The following is a 17,628-nucleotide window of genomic DNA, read 5'->3' as shown; positions in this document are numbered from 1 at the left end:
AGGTTTGTGAAGCAAACCTGCTTCGTAAGGATATGCTTAGGTTTGCGAAGCAAACCTACTTCGTCATTCAGCCTACCATAAATCATCGTTTTCCTCTGCTTGCCTTGCGAGCTGCCTTGCAACTGCCGCTCGCAGCGGATCTAATGGAATTTCCACATCCACTTTCCCAGCTACTCTAGCTTGGCATGATAAGCGTTCATGATTTCCGTCTAATCCAGACAGCTTGTTTCTCTCCACATCACCAATCGGCTGCAGCTGGCTTCCCGGCCTCACAGTGACCTTGCACATGAAGCAAGCAGCTTTGCCCCCGCAACGTGTGCGAATCGGTATATTCGCACGTCTGGCAGCGTCTAACAGCGTTGTGCCCGGCTTCACCTTAATGCTCTTGCCCGATGGCCAAAAAGTTACTACTCCATCCATGACAAGCCACCAGCCTTTCGATATGACAACAGCTGATGAAGAGTACGCCTTGCCTCAGCGGTGAATGTATTGTTAGTTTCAATCGCAAGGAATGCACCCTCATGATGAGCAGGTGCTTTTGCAATCGCTTGAACGATTAAATCAACGCGATCCATCCGATCTCGCAAGAAATTAAACCACAGCTCATGCGCAAGCGGAACGATCGCTACTGAATAATTAGCATCGTTTAACAGCACTTGATCTGAGAAAGGCATCAGTAATTTATTAACCATCGTCTCATACTTACAGCCTTGAGCACTCACCTCGAACCCGCCGACGAGCTCTACCTGTATTCCTTGTATAATAAAATGGCTAAGCGTTGATCGATACATATCTGTCACGCTCAATGTTGGTTGATCTTGGGCAAAAGGCTCAAGAGCATCATAAATTTCTTCTACATTCTCTTCATCACAATAAATGTCCAAATCACGTGGATCGTTTGAAAGTACAAGTCCTCGAAGCATTAGACTGGCGCTTCCGCCAGTAATCCACTGCGCCTGACTTGATTCTGTCGCTTTTTTAACGGCAGCCAGCGCTTTATGAATGCGTTCATTTTCTGACATCGCTGGCACTTCCTTCATCAGTAGCTTATGCATTAAAAATAAGGCTTGTTGGCTGCTGCGATTTTCGCATCTGCACTTTTGACGATGGCCTGGCAGCCGAGCCGGTAGCCTTCTTCAAACTCCTCCGGCTCAAGACGGTCCCACTCCTCGTCCGTAATGCCTTCAAGATGCTCCATGCCTTCGGTTACCAAGCAGCGGCACCGGGCACAGGTTCCTCTCGCGCAAGAGAAGCTCCAATCAATCTCATGCTTAAGTGCATGATCAAGCAGCGACAAGCCTTCTTCTGCTTTTACAACAGCTGTTTTGGTTCTACCCTTTAATTCAATCATGATATGTCAAAATCTCCCTTTTGTTAGTGAACGACCGTCCCCTATGTAATAAGCACTAAATAATGGATATAAGTCCGCATACAAAGCCAATGATTAGAACAATAAATGCAATTAACGAAAGAATAAATTTCACTGCGCCTTTCGTTTTCAAACGAGCAAACGTAATTAAAAGGGCCGCAATCGCCATCATTCCAATGCCGAATAGCGAAACCCACATTTTTGTCATAGCATCCATAGAAATTCCATTCTCCTAATCTATATCATAATGAATTCTCACCCATTATAACATCGCACAAAAAAAAGGACAAAAGCTGACAGAACACTTTGCCGAATAAAATATTCGGGGCGCTCCACGCTTTTGCCGCAATTTTTTATTTTTTTATCATCATTTTCATGATTGCTTCCATATTGCTGGCGCTCATGCCGCTGGCTTTGACAGCTTTTACGATATCATTAATCGTAGATTCCGTAACCTTGACCTTAGCCACTTCCGACACTTGCTTAATCAGCTTGCGAAGCTCAGCTTCGTCAGTCATCGTCTGTGCTGTAACTCCGCTGGCAAGCTTTTTGACTGAGCTCTCGGAAATTCCTTTGCCCGTCTTTTTATTGATCGAATTAAGAATGTCCTTGGAGAAATCCCTCGCCATACTCTACACCTCCAGCATGCGCATGTGTATTGCTCCATGCATCATATGAGAAGGCAAGAAGATTGGTGTAGGCGCTGGTCCTTAGCCTAACTCTTCGATCTCATGCGTCCGCAGCCTGCCCATCAAATGCTCAACGGCAGTCCTAGGCGCTTTGTTCGCAAACAATACCTCATATAACTGAAACGTAATTGGCATCTCAACATCGTACTCTTTGGCTAAACTGTAAGCCGCACGCGTCGTACGAACACCTTCTACGACCATTCCCATCCGAGTGAGCACATCATCTAGAGGCGTGCCATCTGCAAGCATGTAGCCAGCACGCCAATTTCGACTGTGCTTGCTTGTGCAAGTAACGACAAGATCGCCTACGCCAGCTAATCCAGCAAAAGTGAGCGGATTCGCCCCCATTGCCGTTCCAAGCCTGCTGATCTCCGCTAGGCCCCGAGTTAATAAAGCAGCCTTGGCATTGTCGCCAAACTGAAGCCCGTCCGTCAAGCCTGCACCTAATGCGATAATGTTTTTGATGGCTCCAGCCACTTCCACACCAACGACATCCGGATTTGTATACACTCGGAAATGCGTATTCATGAGCGCATCCTGGGCCTGCTCAGCTGCTTTCAAATCAGTTGAAGCAACAACTACTGTAGTAGGCTGCTTCAAAATAACCTCTTCAGCATGGCTTGGTCCTGATAAAACAACAAGCTGTTCCATAGGTCGACCTAGTTCTTCCGAAAGTACTGTCGTCATCCGCTTCAACGTATCCGTTTCAAAGCCCTTTGTTGCATGAACAACAAGTGTCTTATCCGATAGAAACGGTGCCGCTTGCTTAGCTACCTCGCGCATTGCACCAGAAGGCGCAACGAACAAAGCGAGCTCAGCATCCTGCAGTGCATCCTTTAAATCCGTAGTTGCATGGATTAGCTCAGGAAGCTGTACACCAGGCAAAAACTTGCTATTCTCATGGCTGAGGTTAATGTTCTCCGCTTGTTCGGTACTGCGCGTCCATAGCTTTACATGATAGCCATTTCTCGCGAGTACAGAAGCAAGAGCAGTGCCCCAACTTCCAGCAACCAGCACTGCCGCATTTTTCATTGTTGATGAATCCTGCTTTGTCATGCGACGCTCACTACCCTTTCTTTGCACCTAACTTGTTTTCTGTTCCTTGAAACAGCTTTACAATATTCGACCGATGGCGTACGAATGCAAAAATACATATCAGAAGACTTGCACAAAGTAAAGGAACCGAATAATAGAACAAAGTAATAAATAATGGCGTTAAAGCAGCAAACAATAATGAGCCAAGCGATACGTATCTGGTCAAAGCAATTGTCGCAATGGCAATGGCTCCTGCACAAAGTGCAGGCACGAAAGCAAGGGTCGCAATGACACCTACAGTCGTTGCAATGCCTTTGCCTCCTTTAAAGCGGAACCAAATCGGCCAGTTATGTCCTATGATTGCGGCTAATCCGCACAAAACTGGAATCCAGTCGTTTTCACTAAGAGTGCGGCCAATAAATACAGCTGCTACCCCTTTGCCGATATCGAGTAAAAACACCAGTAAGCCCGGCCCTTTGCCGAGCACCCTGAGTGTATTCGTAGCACCAGCGTTTCCGCTGCCGTGCTGACGTATATCGATACCTTTCACCCATTTGGCAATAACGATGCTAAATGAAATTGAGCCTAACAAATAGCTTAAAGCAACCGCGATTACTCCGTATAACAAGCTACTTCTCCCCTAATCTTCTTCGGACTTACGACGCGAGAATATGCGTATAGGAGTCCCTTCAAAATTAAATGCAGCACGAATTTTATTTTCCAAATAGCGCTCATACGAGAAATGCATAATTTCCGGATCATTGACAAAAACAACAATCGTCGGAGGTTTGATCGCTACTTGCGTAACATAGTTGATGCGTAGACGCTTGCCTTTGTCGGATGGCGGCGGATTAATCGCTACTGCATCCGAAACGACATCATTAAGAAGATGAGTCTGAATGCGCATTGCATGCTGTTCAGAAACATGCTTAACAACAGGCAACAGCTTATGCAAACGCGTTTTAGTTAATGCTGATAAATAAACGATCGGTGCATAAGACATGAACAAGAAATGATCACGAATATTTTGCGAGAAGTTTTGCATGGTCTTCTCGTCTTTTTCGATGACATCCCACTTGTTCACAACAAATATCGATGCTTTTCCTGCTTCATGAGCATAACCAGCAATATGCTTGTCCTGCTCGATGATGCCTTCTTCACCGTTAATCAGGACTAGAACAACATCTGCGCGTTCAATCGCTTTCATCGCACGCATTACGCTGTACTTCTCTGTGGACTCATACACTTTGCCGCGTTTACGCATGCCGGCTGTATCAATGAGCACATAACGCTGCCCATCACGCTCGAAAGGTGTATCAATGGCGTCACGAGTCGTACCCGCTACATTGCTTACAATTACACGGTCTTCGCCAAGCAGTGCATTCACTAGAGATGATTTCCCAACGTTAGGACGGCCGATTAATGCAACACGGATGACATCCTCATCGTAGCCATCATCGGTTAGATCCGGAAGCAAAGCGACAGCAGCATCAAGCAAATCACCGATACCTAGTCCATGCGAGCCGGAAATTGCGATTGGTTCACCAAAGCCAAGTCCATAAAACTCATAAACTTCGTCCATGCGGCCATGATTATCAACTTTATTAACTGCAAGCACAACGGGCTTGCCCGAACGGAATAGCATTTGAGCAACTTCGTCATCCGCATGCGTCAAGCCTGTTTTCGCATCCGCCATAAAGATAATTACATCTGCTTCTTCAATTGCGAGTTCAGCCTGCATACGCACAGATTTCATAATTTCATCTTCGCCATCGATTTCAATACCGCCAGTATCAATAATGCTGAACGGTTTTCCATTCCATTCTCCGGTGCCATAAAGCCTGTCACGAGTGACGCCCGGTTTATCCTCAACAATTGCTAGACGGTCGCCGATGACCCGATTAAAAATCGTGGATTTCCCCACATTCGGACGACCGACAATAGCGATAACGGGTCTTGCCATGTTTGTTTTCCACTCCTTCAAAAATACTCACGCTATCCATCATAGCAAAAAAGTGCGTTCTTGGCTAACTTTTCATATTATCGGTGATTGACCAGTATGATTGTACCGTTCTTTAAATCATGCGCACTCGCATCCAAAATCTTCTCGAGCAGAAACGAGGTTTCTTCCAATTTATCTACATTTTCTGCAATAAAAATCGGCGCTCCGCCACTAACCGCATCTGCATGAATGGATACCACAGCTAAGATTTCAGCCATTTTCCTCTGCCCCTTTCTTGTTCACAGATGCTTCTGTCGGCATGCGAACAGCAGATTCCAAAATCGGCACTCGCATGATAACTGCTTTCCCTTTATCTGCATCCAACTCCTGTGGCAATATAAATACGGCCAATCGTCCATCCTTCATATCCAGCTTCGCCATAGGTATTAAAGCAGGCTCTCCATCATCGCGATATACCCCTAAGATCGTAGCCAAATCGTAAAGAATAGCTTGCCGTTGACCAAGATTGCTTAAAGTAACTTTTCCATTTGAGTTGAAGGGAGTCAAAATAAACCCCATGCCACGCGCTGCAATGATTTCTTGGTTGCTCTTCAAACCTACGTTCATAATATAAACGTTATCAACAAACAAATCCGGGCCATCCACTCGAACCTTAGCGGCTTGCACCTCAGCAATATGGGAGACAGCTTTGCCTGATTTCAGCTTCTCAACGACTATGAGCGAGATAACTCCAGCTATCATCCCTACCCATATATTTACTAATATCCCAAATAGACTTGTAAGCAATGCCGTCATAATAACTAAGTAATTTCGCCCTTCAAAGACCATGGCGATTCCTTCAATATATGTCGAACCGCGTCCTACCAGCTCCATGCTGTCGATTTTAGTCAACGTTTCGCGTTCCATTTTTCGCACATCTCTAAATTGCTGAGCAGCTAATGTAAGGAAAGTAATTGCCGTGTAATCTTTGTTAAACAGCGCCGGCACAGCAACAGCTCCTAATGCCGCTGCAATTACGCCTAATGATATGTGGATGATTCGACCATGTGGATAAGTTGGATACTGGCGATAATCCGTCCTAAGCATGAGCAAGCGAGAGATAAGCCCAAAAGCAATCCCAAGGAGGACACCGACCAAATATTTATTTTCAACGAGAAAATGCTGCATTAGGATGGACGTCCTCCCTTTATATGCCAAAGTATTACGCTAAGCTTGGAAAACACTAATCGAACCGATTTTAGCAGCAAACTGCAAGTCATAGCTGTAGCCAGCGCAATCCAAAAACTGTCCCACCAAGCTAAATTGCCAATATGAGCGGTGTGAGCTCCAAATTGAAGGGCTGTGTTTAACGTTTCGCCAAGTACCGCTCCCCAGACGATCATCCCAAATTGATGTTTTACATGCGAGGTAAACGCTCCGCAAAAAATTCCACAAAGCAAAGGAGCATCCCAGCTCGGATCAATCCAATGAAAAACGGGATCAAAGCTATACATTTTGCGGATGAAACCCCATATGACAGCAATCATTATTGTACACAATATTAAGTACCCTAGATAACTCCAATCCTCGGCTTTCTTAAATGCGAGTATGCCTAACAGCAATAGAAGACAAACACTCATATGGAGCTCGACCTGAATATGGCCTTGTAACGGCTTCCACCAAAACGAAACACCCATCAGTGCGATTAACGCAATGCTAAGAAGCGACAACATACGACGGCTAATATCGGGAGCTATAAACGGCTTCCAGCCTGTCGTAATAAGGATAAACATAATAATCATAATCCAAATCGACATATATCCGGGATTCAACGTTATCTCACCTCTTGTACCCCCTATTATGCACCAAAAAAAAGGAGCTATTCCTGCGAGTTTTCGCAGAAATAGCTCCTTTTTGTAAATATAAGAAAGTATATCATTTGCTTCTACTTATCTTATATTTCTCCGTCAAAGCTGCCTCAGCATCCAAAGGACGCTGAAGGCGTTTTTGATTGATATAAAAAGATATTATTTAAGGTTTTTAAGCTTGTCGCCGAAACGCTCTGCAAGTGAGTAGCTCATGCTCTCATTGCTCAAGCTTACATTCGGGTTATCGATTTTCTCGATTTTTGGTGAACGTGGTGCACGATCAGGTCTAGCGCTAGGAGCTGGTTGCTCAGGCGCTTCTTCTGTTTCTTTGATGCTTAGGCTAACGCGTTTTTCAGCAGGGTTAAAGTCAAGAACTTTCGCTTGAACTTCTTGGCCTTCTTGAAGAACTTCGTTAGGTGTAGCAATGTGACGGTGTGCGATTTGCGAGATGTGCACAAGACCTTCAACGCCTGGAGCGATTTCGACGAAAGCGCCGAATGGAACTAGGCGGCGAACAGTACCTGTTACGATATCGCCAATTGCAAATTGACCACCAGCAGAATCCCAAGGACCTGGTTGAGCGGCTTTCAAGCTAAGGCTGATTTTTCCAGCAGCTGGATCAACTTTAAGTACTTTAACGCGTACCGCTTGACCTTCAGAAACAACATCCTTCGGATGTGCAACATGCTGCCATGACAACTCGGATACGTGAACTAGGCCGTCAATGCCACCGATATCAACAAATGCGCCGAATGGTGTAAGACGTTGAACCGTACCATCAAGTTCTTGACCTACTTCAAGCGCAGCAATAACTTGCTTTTTGCTTGATTCGAATTCAGCGTCAAGTACTTCTTTTTGAGACAAGATCACTTTGTTGTTCTCACGATCGATTTCTTTGATCTTAACGCGAAGCGTACGACCTTTGTAACCTGCGAAATCTTCAACGAAATGACGCTCAACCATCGATGCTGGAATAAATCCGCGAACGCCTACGTCAGCAACAAGGCCGCCTTTTACAACGTCAGCAACAGCAACTTCAAATACTTCGCCGCTCTCAAAACGTTTTTCAAGAACATCCCATGCTTTTTCGCCGTCAACTTGACGTTTTGAAAGAACAAGCTTTTCTTTCTCGTCGTCGATGCTTACAACTTTAAGCTCAACCTCTTGACCGATTTGAACAGCATCCGCTGCGTTTTCAATCTGCACTGCAGAAAGCTCACGAACCGGAATAACACCGTCATATTTATATCCAAGGCTTACATAAGCTTGGTTATCTTCGATTTTGACGATCGTACCTTTAACGGAATCGCCTTTTTTCAAAGACACGAAATTATCCAAAGCGTCTTGGCTTACTTCTTCCGCCACGGATTCTTGCACATTAGTTTCTTCTGACATTGAAATAACCTCCTCAGTTCTAACCCCAACTTTATTTAAATCCGCAAGCGCCTAGAGCGAAAGCAGCATTTAAAACATAAATTAACGATTGTTTGCAGCTAACTCGCGAATGCGAGCCATAATGGCGTCTGTTACTTGCTCAAGCATATCAGGCGATGATTCTTCAATAATTGCAGTAAGATCAATAGGCTTGCCGTAACAAACGATTATTTTGCTGAATGGTCTATATTTACCGACAATGGCAACAGGAACGACTGCTGCGCCGCTGCGAACAGCAATCATGGCTGCACCCTTCTTGGCTGCTCCAGATTGATTGTTGCGAGAGCCTTCCGGGAAAATACCCATGACATTGCCTTCTTTCAGCAACGTGATCGCAGACTTGATAGCGTCCTTGCTCACACCGCCGCGTTTGACTGGAAACGCGCCAAACGAACGAATAAGAGGCCCAAATACGGGAACTTTAAATAATTCCTCTTTCGCCATAAAATAAACCTTGCGTTTCACCTTGACTCCAACCGTAGGCGGATCAAAGTTACTCAAATGATTCGAAGCGAGGACAACAGGTCCGTCGGCTGGAATATTTTCCGTGCCTCTAGCTTCTAATCGAAATAACACCGTGTAAATAACACGCAGGAGAAACCTAAAAATAAGATATGACATAGTTTACTTCGCCTCCGCCAATTTGGTTCGGCTTAATTTCACAATTGCATGAATGACTTCATCAATTGTCATGGCGGTGCTGTCGAGTACAATAGCATCCTCCGCACATATGAGCGGTGAGATGTCACGTTGCTCGTCCAAACGATCACGTTCTGCGATCTCCGCTTCCAATTGGGCAAGCGAAATGGTTTGAGTGTCCACTATTTCACGGTAACGGCGAAGTGCCCGTTCCTTAACGGATGCAGTCAGAAAAATTTTCAGTTCCGCATTTGGCAGCACATGTGAACCAATATCACGGCCATCCATTACGACGCCTTTACGCTCTGCAAGCTTACGCTGCAAGTCGCCAAGAACTTCACGTACCGTTTCATTCGCAGCAATATGAGACACTTGAAGCGTCACTTCGCGCGAGCGAATCAATGCGGTTACATTTTCACCATTCACAAATACCGACTGGCCATGTTCACCAGGCTCAAGCTCAATCTCTAATGCTTTTACTAGTTCAGCAAGTTTGGCTGTCTGGTCCACCTTTACTTCTGCTCGCTGGGCGCTTAGTGTTACTGCGCGATACATAGAGCCTGTATCGATATACACATAGCCAAGCTGCTCGGCGACTTTCCGTGCAACCGTGCTCTTGCCCGCGCCTGCCGGCCCGTCAATTGCAATGTTCATACGGTCGCTGTCACCTTCGTGATGCACCACCTAAGGTCAACCCCCTTTTAGTAGAGACGGCTGGCCGAATGCATGTAAGAATGCGACGCAAACCTCTCAAGAAAAAAGCAGGCTTTGCCTGCGAACGTGAAAATTATACCACACTATATACGCAGATGCAAAAGCTGAGCGTCAGTTCATATGGGTTCCTTCCCACTGATCCACACCCGTCAGCCAATATCTAACCGTATCATTTTGCAATGCTGCTTGTGAGCATACGAGTAAAATAACGAGCGTAATGATGATTTTCTTCAATACGCTGCTTACTTCATCCGTTAGTTTAATCATTTTTTTGCGGTTTGTTTTTTTATGTAACAGATTTCGTATCATATGGATAAACCCTCCCTCTTTCTGGGTAGTTTTCCATATTAAACGAATGTTATTCAGCGATTGCGATATTCTAGCTGCTTCTCAAAGCAGTACCTGATAACCTTTTGCCGCTCTGAATCATTGATGCTCACATATTTAATCATAGCCTGCTTCCTTCCGGATTCAAGCTGGACAACTCGTACGACTTCCCCACGGAAAAAAGCATGTTCAATGGTCCCGTTCTTAAACGGAACTAGCAACCAGCACTCTAGTACTTGTTCAGGCGCGATCTGCCATTTCCCATCACAAATAAAGGAGATTCCGCCACCGCCAACATCATCGGTTTCACATACAAACCGGATGTTGCTTGACATTTTAACAGCAATCTCAAGTTCAGCAGATACGCGCAAGAAGCTGCGTCTTTGAACTTTAGTAATGCGATCCAGTTCAGGCCTGCGAATTTTTATGAGTTTAACAACGCCATCCTCTTTGAATCCAAGGACATGTGAATCGAAATAATTTTTTATGCCATCCTCTGATACAAAATAAACAGAAAGCTCATCTCCTAAAAAAAGGCGCTTGTACCTTCCTGATTTCTCGCTGATTGGAATTTCTATTAGTAAGCCGTCCTCTTGCTCATCGGCAATACGGGACTTGTATTCAATCGCTGCTTCCTCTTCGTCTGACGATGCGATCTGATAGTAAAGCATTTGGTTCACTTTTGGCAACAAATTGACTCCCCCCATTTACATGTCATTATAACACGTCGATTTGAGGGGAGCCATATCGTTATTTGTCAGAAGCTGCCTTAGAATCTGCGTGAGACATTTCCTCAATCGATTCTTCCGTGCCGGTTTCTGCATTGATATATACGCGATAAATCGAACCGTTCATTTGCCCCGTATATTCATAGCAAAGAGCCTCTTTGCCTAAATCGTTGAAGATGATCGCCATTTGCTCTGTTTGCACCTTCATCTCTGGATTTAGCGCCTTGCTTGCCTCTGCTTTTGTAATCGTTGGACTAGGAATCTTGCGAGTATGATGTTGATACACATAATCATTAGCTTGCAAGCCTACCGTCTGCCCTTTATCAAGAGCAACCTTCAAGGTCAATTTATCAGGGTAAATAAGAACCCCGTTCTGCGTACCTACATAAGTAAATGCACCTGTGTTTTGATATTTGTCGTAGCTAATAGCTTTCATATCCTTAAATCCGTGTTTCTTTAAGAAGGAATCAGCCGATGCTTTTGCCTCTTCAAAAGTCACTTTCGCTTCTCCAATATCACGAGAATTCAAAAAGTAGAGAAGCTGGCCGCCTTTTTCCGTAAAATCCATTTGAAGCGTACTGTCCTTGCCTTCTTTCACCGTTGCTGAGAACGAAGCATATTCAGTTCCCTTCGCATTTTCAACAACACGGATGTCAGCATTAGGAACATCAGTAAACTTAGCCGCTTCTTTTTTAATTTCTTCAGCGGTCACCATGTTTCCGCCAAGCATTTTAATCGTACGCTTCTGATACATGCTGCTAACGGAAGGGCCCCAATTGATTTCTGGATATTCACTTACCTTCTTGTCTACCGATCTAAAGCCGTCAATGATAATGTTGGGGTCACTTGCGTTTTTGGCAGCTGCGATTTCAGCGTCCATCCAGCGCAGACGGTTGTTCAGCACATCCTTCTGCATCTTTGACAAATCCTTCGATATTTCCTGTGAATTCGTATACAGCGTCTTAAGCGTCTTGAATTCATCAGGCGAAAGCGGCTGCTTCGTCAAGTCGCGAACAGATGTCTTGTATGCAAAGTTTGCAATGCGCGACAGGAAGTCTTCTGCTTCATTGAAAGGAAGCATCGATACAGGAAGCTGGTTGATCTCATTTTGCGCTTGGCTAGTTAAACGCCATACATTGACAAGCCCTTTGCGATGAAAGGCTTGTGAGGTGGAGTTAACAGCTAACGTGTTTCCTAATTGCTGATGGAGCTGCTCAACATGGTTAGTCAAATCGTGGAACGCTCGTTGATATTGGTTTTCAGCCTTTATCAAAACTGCGTTTTTCTCTTGTTGCTCTTGATAACCCCAGTAGGCAGCGCCGATAAACAGCACTGTCATAATGGGAAATAGAATTGAACTGAGTCGACGGTACATAATACAAAAGCTCCTTTCTTGTGCAAAACCTGGTTTTAGTTTGGTTTGCCCAAGGGAGCTTTATGCATCCATCTATTTATTTGTCATTGCTGCATGTATTTCCCTAAAATACGCTATGCTCTTCAATTTCCAGATCATTTGCATTGTTGCAAATGCATTGCTTAAAGCCAGTATCAATCGAATCTTTTTCTCTTCGTCCGCGAAGCACAAATTTTTCTCCGCATAGATTGCATCTAATCGTTACCTTTATTCTTGCAGCCTCCATAAGCCCCTCCTCAGCCATTATTCGAACGCCATCATTTCAGGCATTACAATATAATGTAAGTATGGACGGATCGACTACAGTTTAATCTCATCTTCACGGACCATAAATCGAAAGGGCGACCGTGCATTCGCATGACTCATTTTGCGCAAGCCCCATATCCAAAGCACGATCATAAACGGAATAATAAAATACATCCAATTTGTGCGCAACGTAATCATGATCCAATCGTAAGTACCATGTAGAAGCACTGGCAGCAAAAGTGAAATTCCTAAGAAATAGACGGTTTTGTTTTTTGGAGCAAACTTCGCTTTCCCTAAATAATAGCCCATCATTATACCGAACAAGGCATGGCCAGAAACGGGAAGCAGCGCCCTCACGAGAAGCGTGCCGAACGTTGCAGGCGAGTAAATGGCATACAAGACATTTTCTAAGGTTGCGAAGCCAAGCGAAATGGCTGATGCATAAACGATTCCGTCATAAGGCTCGTCAAATTCGGTATGGTTGTAAATGACATGATACAGTACGAACCATTTTACGAACTCTTCTACGCCTGCGGATTCGCCAAAGGCAAATATGAGCGAGTGATCGCCAAGCCAAAGCTGAAGTCCCCGCTGAATAACCATGATCGGTACAACGACAAGAATGCCTAGCACAAACATTCTTGCTACCATGTGGATAGGCTCCGCTTCATAACGATCTCTCAAATATAAATAAGTAAGCAGCGAAACGCCTGGCGCAACAGCCGCAGTCAAAACGGAAAACAACAGCATTCTTCCCCTACTTTCTTACACCCAGCCACGATAGCGTACAGCTTCAGCCATTTTGCGTACACCGGCCATATAAGCTGCAAGACGCATATCGACCTTACGGGTGCGGTGTATTTCATACACTTGGTTGAAGCCCCTTATCATCATAAGCTTCAGCTTATCATCCACTTCTTGTTCATCCCAATAATAGCCTTGATTATTTTGCACCCATTCAAAATAGGACACGATGACGCCACCGCTGCTCGCGAGCACATCCGGAATAAGCAAAATGCCTTTGTCCGACAGGATTCGCGTAGCTTCCAGCGTCGTTGGGCCATTCGCTGCTTCAACTACGATGGTTGCTTTAATGAGATGGGCATTTTGTTCCGTTATTTGATTCTCGATTGCCGCAGGCACAAGCACATCACAATCGAGCTCGAGCAGCTCAGCATTCGTTATTGTGTTCGTAAACAAGTTCGTTACATTGCCAAAGGAATCTCGACGATCGAGCAAATATTCGATATCGAGCCCTTCTTTATTATACAACGCCGCGTTCACATCGGAAATACCTATCACGCGTGCACCGGCCTCATGCATGAATTTGGCAAGATAACTTCCAGCATTACCAAAGCCTTGAATGACGATTCGCGCATCCTTTATGTCTATATTTTTCATGTTCAAAGCCTCATGGATCATCATAACGACCCCTCTGGCTGTAGCTGTCTCTCTTCCTTTGGACCCGCCAAGCACAAGCGGCTTCCCTGTTATAAAGCCTGGAGAATCAAATTCACGAATGCGGCTATACTCGTCCATCATCCAAGCCATAATCTGTGAATTAGTCATCACATCAGGCGCAGGAATATCTTTGCTTGGTCCTACGATTTGGCTGATGGCCCGCACATACCCTCGGCTTAAATTCTCAATTTCTCGGAAAGACATCGTTCTTGGATCGCAAATAACGCCGCCTTTACCGCCGCCATAGGGCAGATCAGCAATTCCACATTTTAGACTCATCCAAATGGACAAAGCCTTAACCTCGTTTTCAGTGACGGCTGGATGAAAACGCACACCGCCTTTTGTAGGTCCTACCGCATCATTATGCTGTGCTCGATACCCCGTAAACACTTTTGTTTTGCCATCATCCATCCGAACTGGAATACGGACGGTCAGAAGCCTCATGGGCTCCTTCAATAAATCAATCATATCCTGATCATAGCCAAGCCTGCGCAGCGCTTCTTCAATAACAATCTGAGTAGAATGCAACACATCGTTTGCTTCTTTATCACTCATTCCATTCACCGCCTTTGTCTACATCTAATATGAGCGCCTTTTCCTTCGTATATTCCATTATTATGTCATGCTACATGCAAGAAGAGCATCGTACAGACAAAATCAGCCTGCAGATGCTCTATCCGTGTACATTTGATTAAAAACTAAAATGATTACATATTTCCCTTACCGCTGTTTCGGGTATAATCACTTTTCCGTACTCTTCCAGCATGGCGTAGGTTACCGATGTTGCTTCACCATACTCAGCGAGCAATGCAATAACAGCGTTATGCCTGGAAGCCTCGATAAGAGCAGGTTCCAGCGCTAATATATATTTGCCATGATAGGAGTACAAACGTCCGTCTTCCGTAAGCGTAGAGCTTAGCAATTGCTTGCAAACCGATATGACATCCTCAAAATCGCGGAAAGAGTACATCACAATATCGCTTTGCTCAAGCGTCACTTCCATCTCGTATATTTCGTCTTCCGTGTCGTCATCTTCAGTTGGCCTATCGCCTGCATGACTGTTCATTTTGCCACGGGTGACAATCACTACCATACCTTGAGCGGGGAGGGCAAACACTTCGACCGCTAATGGGCCGCTGGCATCGAATCCAAGTTCACTATATGCTTGATCCATCATTTCACTGAATAGTTCGTGTACTTTTGGAATTTCGCGCCACATGTCGTCCTTCTGGATCCCCCGTTCCAGCAGGTCGTCGAACGTCAGGAAAATCCGAATCTTATCCTGGCTCAGTCGTTCGATTTTCATGACAGGATCCTCCTCTGCAGCATCTGTTGTAATAGCGTATGAATTTCTAAGTAAGATGTGATCAAATTGACCAAATCATGCTATGTAACTACTTTATCATGTCTTTTCACTGATTGCACTAATAATGAACGAAAAAAAGAATCGTTTGATCGCATCGCATTTCTGCTTTGCGTCCCTACGATTCTGCATGCTTACTGCTTTACTTAGTGGGAAAAGGCTGACGATTCCGCTTTGATCTTGTCCGCTTCCTTCTTCAATGAGGGATCGCTGTTTACGATAGCCTCAATTTGTCCCCAAGCGGCTTCGGATTTTACGGCGGTATCGTCTGAATGCTTTGGGGAAAGCGCAGACGCATTTTCCTTCACAGATTTACTCATCATTTTCGCAACAGAATTGCGTGCAACATTGGAACAAACGTCAGAAAACGCATGTGCTGCCCATGATACTGCTCCAGGCTTTCTGCGCGAGAGATATACCGTTGCTGCTGCGCCAATTATTCCACCGACTAAAAAGCCACTTAACCTCATGATCTCGAACACCTCTTTCCTAATTCATCTTGCGTATTCAGTTGTTAGTTTGACCGACAAGCAGAAGCGCCATTCCATATAAAATAAGGAAATCATCCTTATCCTTCTATTAGGCAAATATGATACAATGATGTCGTTTCAGCAGCATTTACATCAAAATTATGGAGGGCAAGCATCATGAAGCGTAACCTGCCTATAATCATTCTGCTTCTCGGGTCGCTTCTAACGGCCTGCAGTGCGCAGCAGCAAAACGAGAGCCTGCAGTCTTCAACTGAAGCCACTGAGACAGCAGCCGTACCCGAGACTTCACAAAGCTCAAACAATGCAATAAACGATGATACAGTCGTAACGAGTGAGGAACCTACGCCAACCGCTTCGAGTGAGCAGGAAACCAGCATAACAGCACTATATCGAATGAGCGAAGCCTATCGCTTCGTACCGATTGAGGAGAGTACATCAAGCAAGGTTGTTTTGCTTACTTTCGATGATGGGCCAAAAGACGAAACCGTCTTAACCAGCATGCTCGATACCCTTGATAAACATAAGGCGAAAGCGATTTTTTTCGTAAATGGTTATCGGGTGAAAAAAAATCCCAATTTGTTGAAGCTCATTGATGAACGCGGACAAACAATCGGCAACCACTCTTGGGATCATAACGATTTGAAAAAAGAAGCTAAAGAAGTCGTTGAACAGCAAATCGGCGATGTTCAAACATATGTCGAGGCTTTAATAGATAAAAAACCATTGTTTTTCCGCCCTCCGTACGGCTCTGGCGGTGATACGGTCAAGGAAATTGCAAAAAACCACGGCATGCTTTACATGACGTGGTCAAATGGTTCCCTTGATTGGGATAAAACGGCCAAAAACAAGCCTGAAGTTGTCATTAAAAATGTGCTGGAGCAGCTGCATCCCGGCGCCAACATACTTATGCATGAGCTGCAATGGACTGCCGATGCTCTTGATGAGTTGCTCACCTCTCTTGAAAACAAAGGCTACGGATTCATTGATCCAGCCACCATTGAGGTCACTCGCTAAATTTTAAGCCATACCAAAAAAGTCCACCAACTAAACTTACAAACAATAGGAACAATAAATTGTAATAAAACTTTGTAACCTTATTCATTTGTGTAGGATGTTTCTTTCGCCGAGGCGGCAGAGCTTCTCCCTGATTGGAATCCGTTCCGATGATGGACGGCTCTGCCGTCTCTTCATGCTGTGCTGAAGCTCTCGAATTTCCAAACTTTTCTTTCCTGCTCATGACTCCCTCCTGAATCTTATAATTAAACCCATGATGAAATCGATCAAAAAGTGTGCAATAATCGGTGCCCAAATCGTACCTGATTCCATATAAATCCAGCCTAAGCCATAGCTAATCGAAAATACGAGTCCGGTGGGAATCCAATGTTTTAAATACCTTACATGAATAGTAGCAAAAATTATGCTTGTCCAATAGGGACCTATGGCATGCTGAATCGCCCCGCGAAAGAGCAATTCCTCACAAATAGCTACAACTAAGGAAATAACTGCAATATGCCAAACCTTCCGCGTCCGAAAAATATGATCATTTACACCGCCATCATCGCTTGCTTCTTCTGGAACAAAGCGCGAAATAAGCAGATCAACTATGATAACAGCTGCTGCTAAGCCTGCACCCCAATAAACAAAAGCAAGCTCCTTTGGAGGCGTAAATAAAGCAATCACATTTTGATGCTGAAATAAAACCCATATTAAACCGATAATAAAAGTAAATGCTTGCGTAGCATATAAATTGATTAACAGCATGCGGTCATCTAGCTCATCAACGGACACCTTTCGAATGCGAATATTGCGAATATCAAATTTCTTCATAGCTTCCCGCCTGTCTGGAACGTTCATATTTTCTTTTTCGACCTTTTCACCTATACTGGTAGAACAAATCGACAGAATTAT

General features: G+C 44.6%; 25 protein-coding genes. 1 reads left to right on the top strand and 24 read right to left on the bottom strand.

The features are described 5' to 3' along the window. Positions 1-72 precede the first annotated feature (72 nt). The 22 genes from AC1DOV_RS24890 to AC1DOV_RS24785 form a co-directional block, all read right to left on the bottom strand. Positions 73-420, bottom strand: a complete 348-nt coding sequence (locus AC1DOV_RS24890; RefSeq protein ID WP_441883384.1) for a 2Fe-2S iron-sulfur cluster-binding protein — start codon at positions 418-420, stop codon at positions 73-75. After that, complete coding sequence (locus AC1DOV_RS24885) at positions 408-1,022, bottom strand: nucleotidyltransferase family protein (RefSeq protein ID WP_477551306.1); 615 nt, start codon at positions 1,020-1,022, stop codon at positions 408-410. The genes AC1DOV_RS24890 and AC1DOV_RS24885 overlap by 13 nt, the downstream gene beginning before the upstream one ends. Positions 1,023-1,054: 32 nt before the next feature. After that, positions 1,055-1,351, bottom strand: coding sequence for a 2Fe-2S iron-sulfur cluster-binding protein (locus tag AC1DOV_RS24880; RefSeq protein WP_076271352.1), 297 nt, complete (start codon positions 1,349-1,351; stop codon positions 1,055-1,057). Between the two features lie 55 nt (positions 1,352-1,406). Next, positions 1,407-1,586, bottom strand: a complete 180-nt coding sequence (locus AC1DOV_RS24875) for a DUF2768 family protein (protein WP_076271353.1) — start codon at positions 1,584-1,586, stop codon at positions 1,407-1,409. A gap of 136 nt (positions 1,587-1,722) precedes the next feature. After that, positions 1,723-1,998, bottom strand: coding sequence for a stage VI sporulation protein F (locus AC1DOV_RS24870; protein ID WP_477510543.1), 276 nt, complete (start codon positions 1,996-1,998; stop codon positions 1,723-1,725). A gap of 81 nt (positions 1,999-2,079) precedes the next feature. Then, positions 2,080-3,090: an NAD(P)H-dependent glycerol-3-phosphate dehydrogenase gene (locus AC1DOV_RS24865; RefSeq protein ID WP_430057889.1), complete on the bottom strand. Its 1,011-nt coding sequence runs from the start codon at positions 3,088-3,090 to the stop codon at positions 2,080-2,082. A 34-nt stretch (positions 3,091-3,124) separates the two neighbouring features. Beyond that, entirely contained in the window at positions 3,125-3,721 is a 597-nt protein-coding gene (gene plsY, locus AC1DOV_RS24860) for a glycerol-3-phosphate 1-O-acyltransferase PlsY (protein WP_477551305.1), read from the bottom strand. Between the two features lie 12 nt (positions 3,722-3,733). Next, on the bottom strand, positions 3,734-5,056 hold the full coding sequence (gene der, locus AC1DOV_RS24855) for a ribosome biogenesis GTPase Der (protein ID WP_076271356.1): 1,323 nt from the start codon (positions 5,054-5,056) through the stop codon (positions 3,734-3,736). A 77-nt stretch (positions 5,057-5,133) separates the two neighbouring features. Next, a complete protein-coding gene (locus AC1DOV_RS24850; protein WP_076271357.1) occupies positions 5,134-5,313 on the bottom strand; it encodes a capping complex subunit for YIEGIA in 180 nt (59 codons plus the stop codon). Continuing rightward, complete coding sequence (locus AC1DOV_RS24845) at positions 5,306-6,223, bottom strand: YIEGIA family protein (protein ID WP_477510542.1); 918 nt, start codon at positions 6,221-6,223, stop codon at positions 5,306-5,308. Before AC1DOV_RS24845 ends, AC1DOV_RS24850 begins: the two co-directional genes overlap by 8 nt. Further along, positions 6,223-6,867: a YphA family membrane protein gene (locus tag AC1DOV_RS24840; protein WP_477551304.1), complete on the bottom strand. Its 645-nt coding sequence runs from the start codon at positions 6,865-6,867 to the stop codon at positions 6,223-6,225. Before AC1DOV_RS24840 ends, AC1DOV_RS24845 begins: the two co-directional genes overlap by 1 nt. 195 nt (positions 6,868-7,062) lie before the next feature. Continuing rightward, positions 7,063-8,298, bottom strand: a complete 1,236-nt coding sequence (gene rpsA, locus AC1DOV_RS24835) for a 30S ribosomal protein S1 (RefSeq protein ID WP_076271360.1) — start codon at positions 8,296-8,298, stop codon at positions 7,063-7,065. An 81-nt stretch (positions 8,299-8,379) separates the two neighbouring features. After that, entirely contained in the window at positions 8,380-8,958 is a 579-nt protein-coding gene (locus AC1DOV_RS24830; protein WP_339203291.1) for a lysophospholipid acyltransferase family protein, read from the bottom strand. Between the two features lie 3 nt (positions 8,959-8,961). Further along, a complete protein-coding gene (gene cmk, locus AC1DOV_RS24825) occupies positions 8,962-9,630 on the bottom strand; it encodes a (d)CMP kinase (protein WP_339209675.1) in 669 nt (222 codons plus the stop codon). Positions 9,631-9,801: 171 nt separating this feature from the next. Continuing rightward, complete coding sequence (locus AC1DOV_RS24820; protein WP_477551303.1) at positions 9,802-9,999, bottom strand: hypothetical protein; 198 nt, start codon at positions 9,997-9,999, stop codon at positions 9,802-9,804. A 53-nt stretch (positions 10,000-10,052) separates the two neighbouring features. Next, a complete protein-coding gene (locus AC1DOV_RS24815) occupies positions 10,053-10,709 on the bottom strand; it encodes a flagellar brake protein (RefSeq protein ID WP_441912612.1) in 657 nt (218 codons plus the stop codon). A gap of 58 nt (positions 10,710-10,767) precedes the next feature. Continuing rightward, positions 10,768-12,120 carry a germination protein YpeB gene (ypeB, locus tag AC1DOV_RS24810; RefSeq protein ID WP_477551302.1) on the bottom strand — a complete coding sequence of 451 codons (1,353 nt, stop codon included), beginning with the start codon at positions 12,118-12,120 and terminating at the stop codon, positions 10,768-10,770. A gap of 103 nt (positions 12,121-12,223) precedes the next feature. Continuing rightward, the gene (locus tag AC1DOV_RS24805) at positions 12,224-12,385 is read right to left on the bottom strand and encodes a hypothetical protein (protein ID WP_179089937.1); all 162 of its coding nucleotides are present in this window, start codon (positions 12,383-12,385) and stop codon (positions 12,224-12,226) included. Between the two features lie 74 nt (positions 12,386-12,459). Further along, positions 12,460-13,155, bottom strand: a complete 696-nt coding sequence (gene prsW, locus AC1DOV_RS24800) for a glutamic-type intramembrane protease PrsW (protein ID WP_076271365.1) — start codon at positions 13,153-13,155, stop codon at positions 12,460-12,462. Positions 13,156-13,170: 15 nt separating this feature from the next. Next, positions 13,171-14,421, bottom strand: a complete 1,251-nt coding sequence (locus AC1DOV_RS24795; RefSeq protein ID WP_076271366.1) for a Glu/Leu/Phe/Val family dehydrogenase — start codon at positions 14,419-14,421, stop codon at positions 13,171-13,173. A 136-nt stretch (positions 14,422-14,557) separates the two neighbouring features. After that, entirely contained in the window at positions 14,558-15,172 is a 615-nt protein-coding gene (locus AC1DOV_RS24790) for a genetic competence negative regulator (protein ID WP_339203296.1), read from the bottom strand. Positions 15,173-15,375: 203 nt separating this feature from the next. Then, positions 15,376-15,699 (bottom strand): hypothetical protein, encoded by a 324-nt coding sequence (locus AC1DOV_RS24785; RefSeq protein WP_339203298.1) that lies wholly within the window; start codon positions 15,697-15,699, stop codon positions 15,376-15,378. Positions 15,700-15,876: 177 nt separating this feature from the next. Between AC1DOV_RS24785 and AC1DOV_RS24780 the strand changes: the two genes are divergently transcribed. Then, positions 15,877-16,734, top strand: coding sequence for a polysaccharide deacetylase family protein (locus AC1DOV_RS24780; RefSeq protein ID WP_477551301.1), 858 nt, complete (start codon positions 15,877-15,879; stop codon positions 16,732-16,734). Here the strand turns inward: AC1DOV_RS24780 and AC1DOV_RS24775 are convergent. Then, positions 16,724-16,957, bottom strand: coding sequence for a hypothetical protein (locus AC1DOV_RS24775; protein WP_076271370.1), 234 nt, complete (start codon positions 16,955-16,957; stop codon positions 16,724-16,726). The two genes, AC1DOV_RS24780 and AC1DOV_RS24775, sit on opposite strands and share 11 nt — an antisense overlap. Then, the gene (locus tag AC1DOV_RS24770; RefSeq protein ID WP_477551300.1) at positions 16,954-17,547 is read right to left on the bottom strand and encodes a lysostaphin resistance A-like protein; all 594 of its coding nucleotides are present in this window, start codon (positions 17,545-17,547) and stop codon (positions 16,954-16,956) included. The genes AC1DOV_RS24775 and AC1DOV_RS24770 overlap by 4 nt, the downstream gene beginning before the upstream one ends. Between the last annotated feature and the right edge of the window lie 81 nt (positions 17,548-17,628).

The organism is Paenibacillus sp. 01T47 (assembly GCF_056398245.1).
The sequence above is the reverse complement of the archived record's forward strand: the minus strand, read 5'-3'. Positions and strand labels throughout refer to the sequence as shown.

What these genes read in the sequence shown, in the direction of transcription:
- AC1DOV_RS24890 (WP_441883384.1), bottom strand. Translation starts at nt 420, where the DNA reads ATGGATGGAGTAGTAACTTTTTGGCCATCGGGCAAGAGCATTAAGGTG.
- AC1DOV_RS24885 (WP_477551306.1), bottom strand. Translation starts at nt 1,022, where the DNA reads ATGTCAGAAAATGAACGCATTCATAAAGCGCTGGCTGCCGTTAAAAAA.
- AC1DOV_RS24880 (WP_076271352.1), bottom strand. Translation starts at nt 1,351, where the DNA reads ATGATTGAATTAAAGGGTAGAACCAAAACAGCTGTTGTAAAAGCAGAA.
- AC1DOV_RS24875 (WP_076271353.1), bottom strand. Translation starts at nt 1,586, where the DNA reads ATGGATGCTATGACAAAAATGTGGGTTTCGCTATTCGGCATTGGAATG.
- AC1DOV_RS24870 (WP_477510543.1), bottom strand. Translation starts at nt 1,998, where the DNA reads ATGGCGAGGGATTTCTCCAAGGACATTCTTAATTCGATCAATAAAAAG.
- AC1DOV_RS24865 (WP_430057889.1), bottom strand. Translation starts at nt 3,090, where the DNA reads ATGAAAAATGCGGCAGTGCTGGTTGCTGGAAGTTGGGGCACTGCTCTT.
- der (WP_076271356.1), bottom strand. Translation starts at nt 5,056, where the DNA reads ATGGCAAGACCCGTTATCGCTATTGTCGGTCGTCCGAATGTGGGGAAA.
- AC1DOV_RS24850 (WP_076271357.1), bottom strand. Translation starts at nt 5,313, where the DNA reads ATGGCTGAAATCTTAGCTGTGGTATCCATTCATGCAGATGCGGTTAGT.
- AC1DOV_RS24845 (WP_477510542.1), bottom strand. Translation starts at nt 6,223, where the DNA reads ATGCAGCATTTTCTCGTTGAAAATAAATATTTGGTCGGTGTCCTCCTT.
- rpsA (WP_076271360.1), bottom strand. Translation starts at nt 8,298, where the DNA reads ATGTCAGAAGAAACTAATGTGCAAGAATCCGTGGCGGAAGAAGTAAGC.
- AC1DOV_RS24830 (WP_339203291.1), bottom strand. Translation starts at nt 8,958, where the DNA reads ATGTCATATCTTATTTTTAGGTTTCTCCTGCGTGTTATTTACACGGTG.
- cmk (WP_339209675.1), bottom strand. Translation starts at nt 9,630, where the DNA reads ATGAACATTGCAATTGACGGGCCGGCAGGCGCGGGCAAGAGCACGGTT.
- AC1DOV_RS24820 (WP_477551303.1), bottom strand. Translation starts at nt 9,999, where the DNA reads ATGATACGAAATCTGTTACATAAAAAAACAAACCGCAAAAAAATGATT.
- ypeB (WP_477551302.1), bottom strand. Translation starts at nt 12,120, where the DNA reads ATGTACCGTCGACTCAGTTCAATTCTATTTCCCATTATGACAGTGCTG.
- AC1DOV_RS24805 (WP_179089937.1), bottom strand. Translation starts at nt 12,385, where the DNA reads ATGGAGGCTGCAAGAATAAAGGTAACGATTAGATGCAATCTATGCGGA.
- prsW (WP_076271365.1), bottom strand. Translation starts at nt 13,155, where the DNA reads ATGCTGTTGTTTTCCGTTTTGACTGCGGCTGTTGCGCCAGGCGTTTCG.
- AC1DOV_RS24795 (WP_076271366.1), bottom strand. Translation starts at nt 14,421, where the DNA reads ATGAGTGATAAAGAAGCAAACGATGTGTTGCATTCTACTCAGATTGTT.
- AC1DOV_RS24790 (WP_339203296.1), bottom strand. Translation starts at nt 15,172, where the DNA reads ATGAAAATCGAACGACTGAGCCAGGATAAGATTCGGATTTTCCTGACG.
- AC1DOV_RS24785 (WP_339203298.1), bottom strand. Translation starts at nt 15,699, where the DNA reads ATGAGGTTAAGTGGCTTTTTAGTCGGTGGAATAATTGGCGCAGCAGCA.
- AC1DOV_RS24780 (WP_477551301.1), top strand. Translation starts at nt 15,877, where the DNA reads ATGAAGCGTAACCTGCCTATAATCATTCTGCTTCTCGGGTCGCTTCTA.
- AC1DOV_RS24775 (WP_076271370.1), bottom strand. Translation starts at nt 16,957, where the DNA reads ATGAGCAGGAAAGAAAAGTTTGGAAATTCGAGAGCTTCAGCACAGCAT.
- AC1DOV_RS24770 (WP_477551300.1), bottom strand. Translation starts at nt 17,547, where the DNA reads ATGAAGAAATTTGATATTCGCAATATTCGCATTCGAAAGGTGTCCGTT.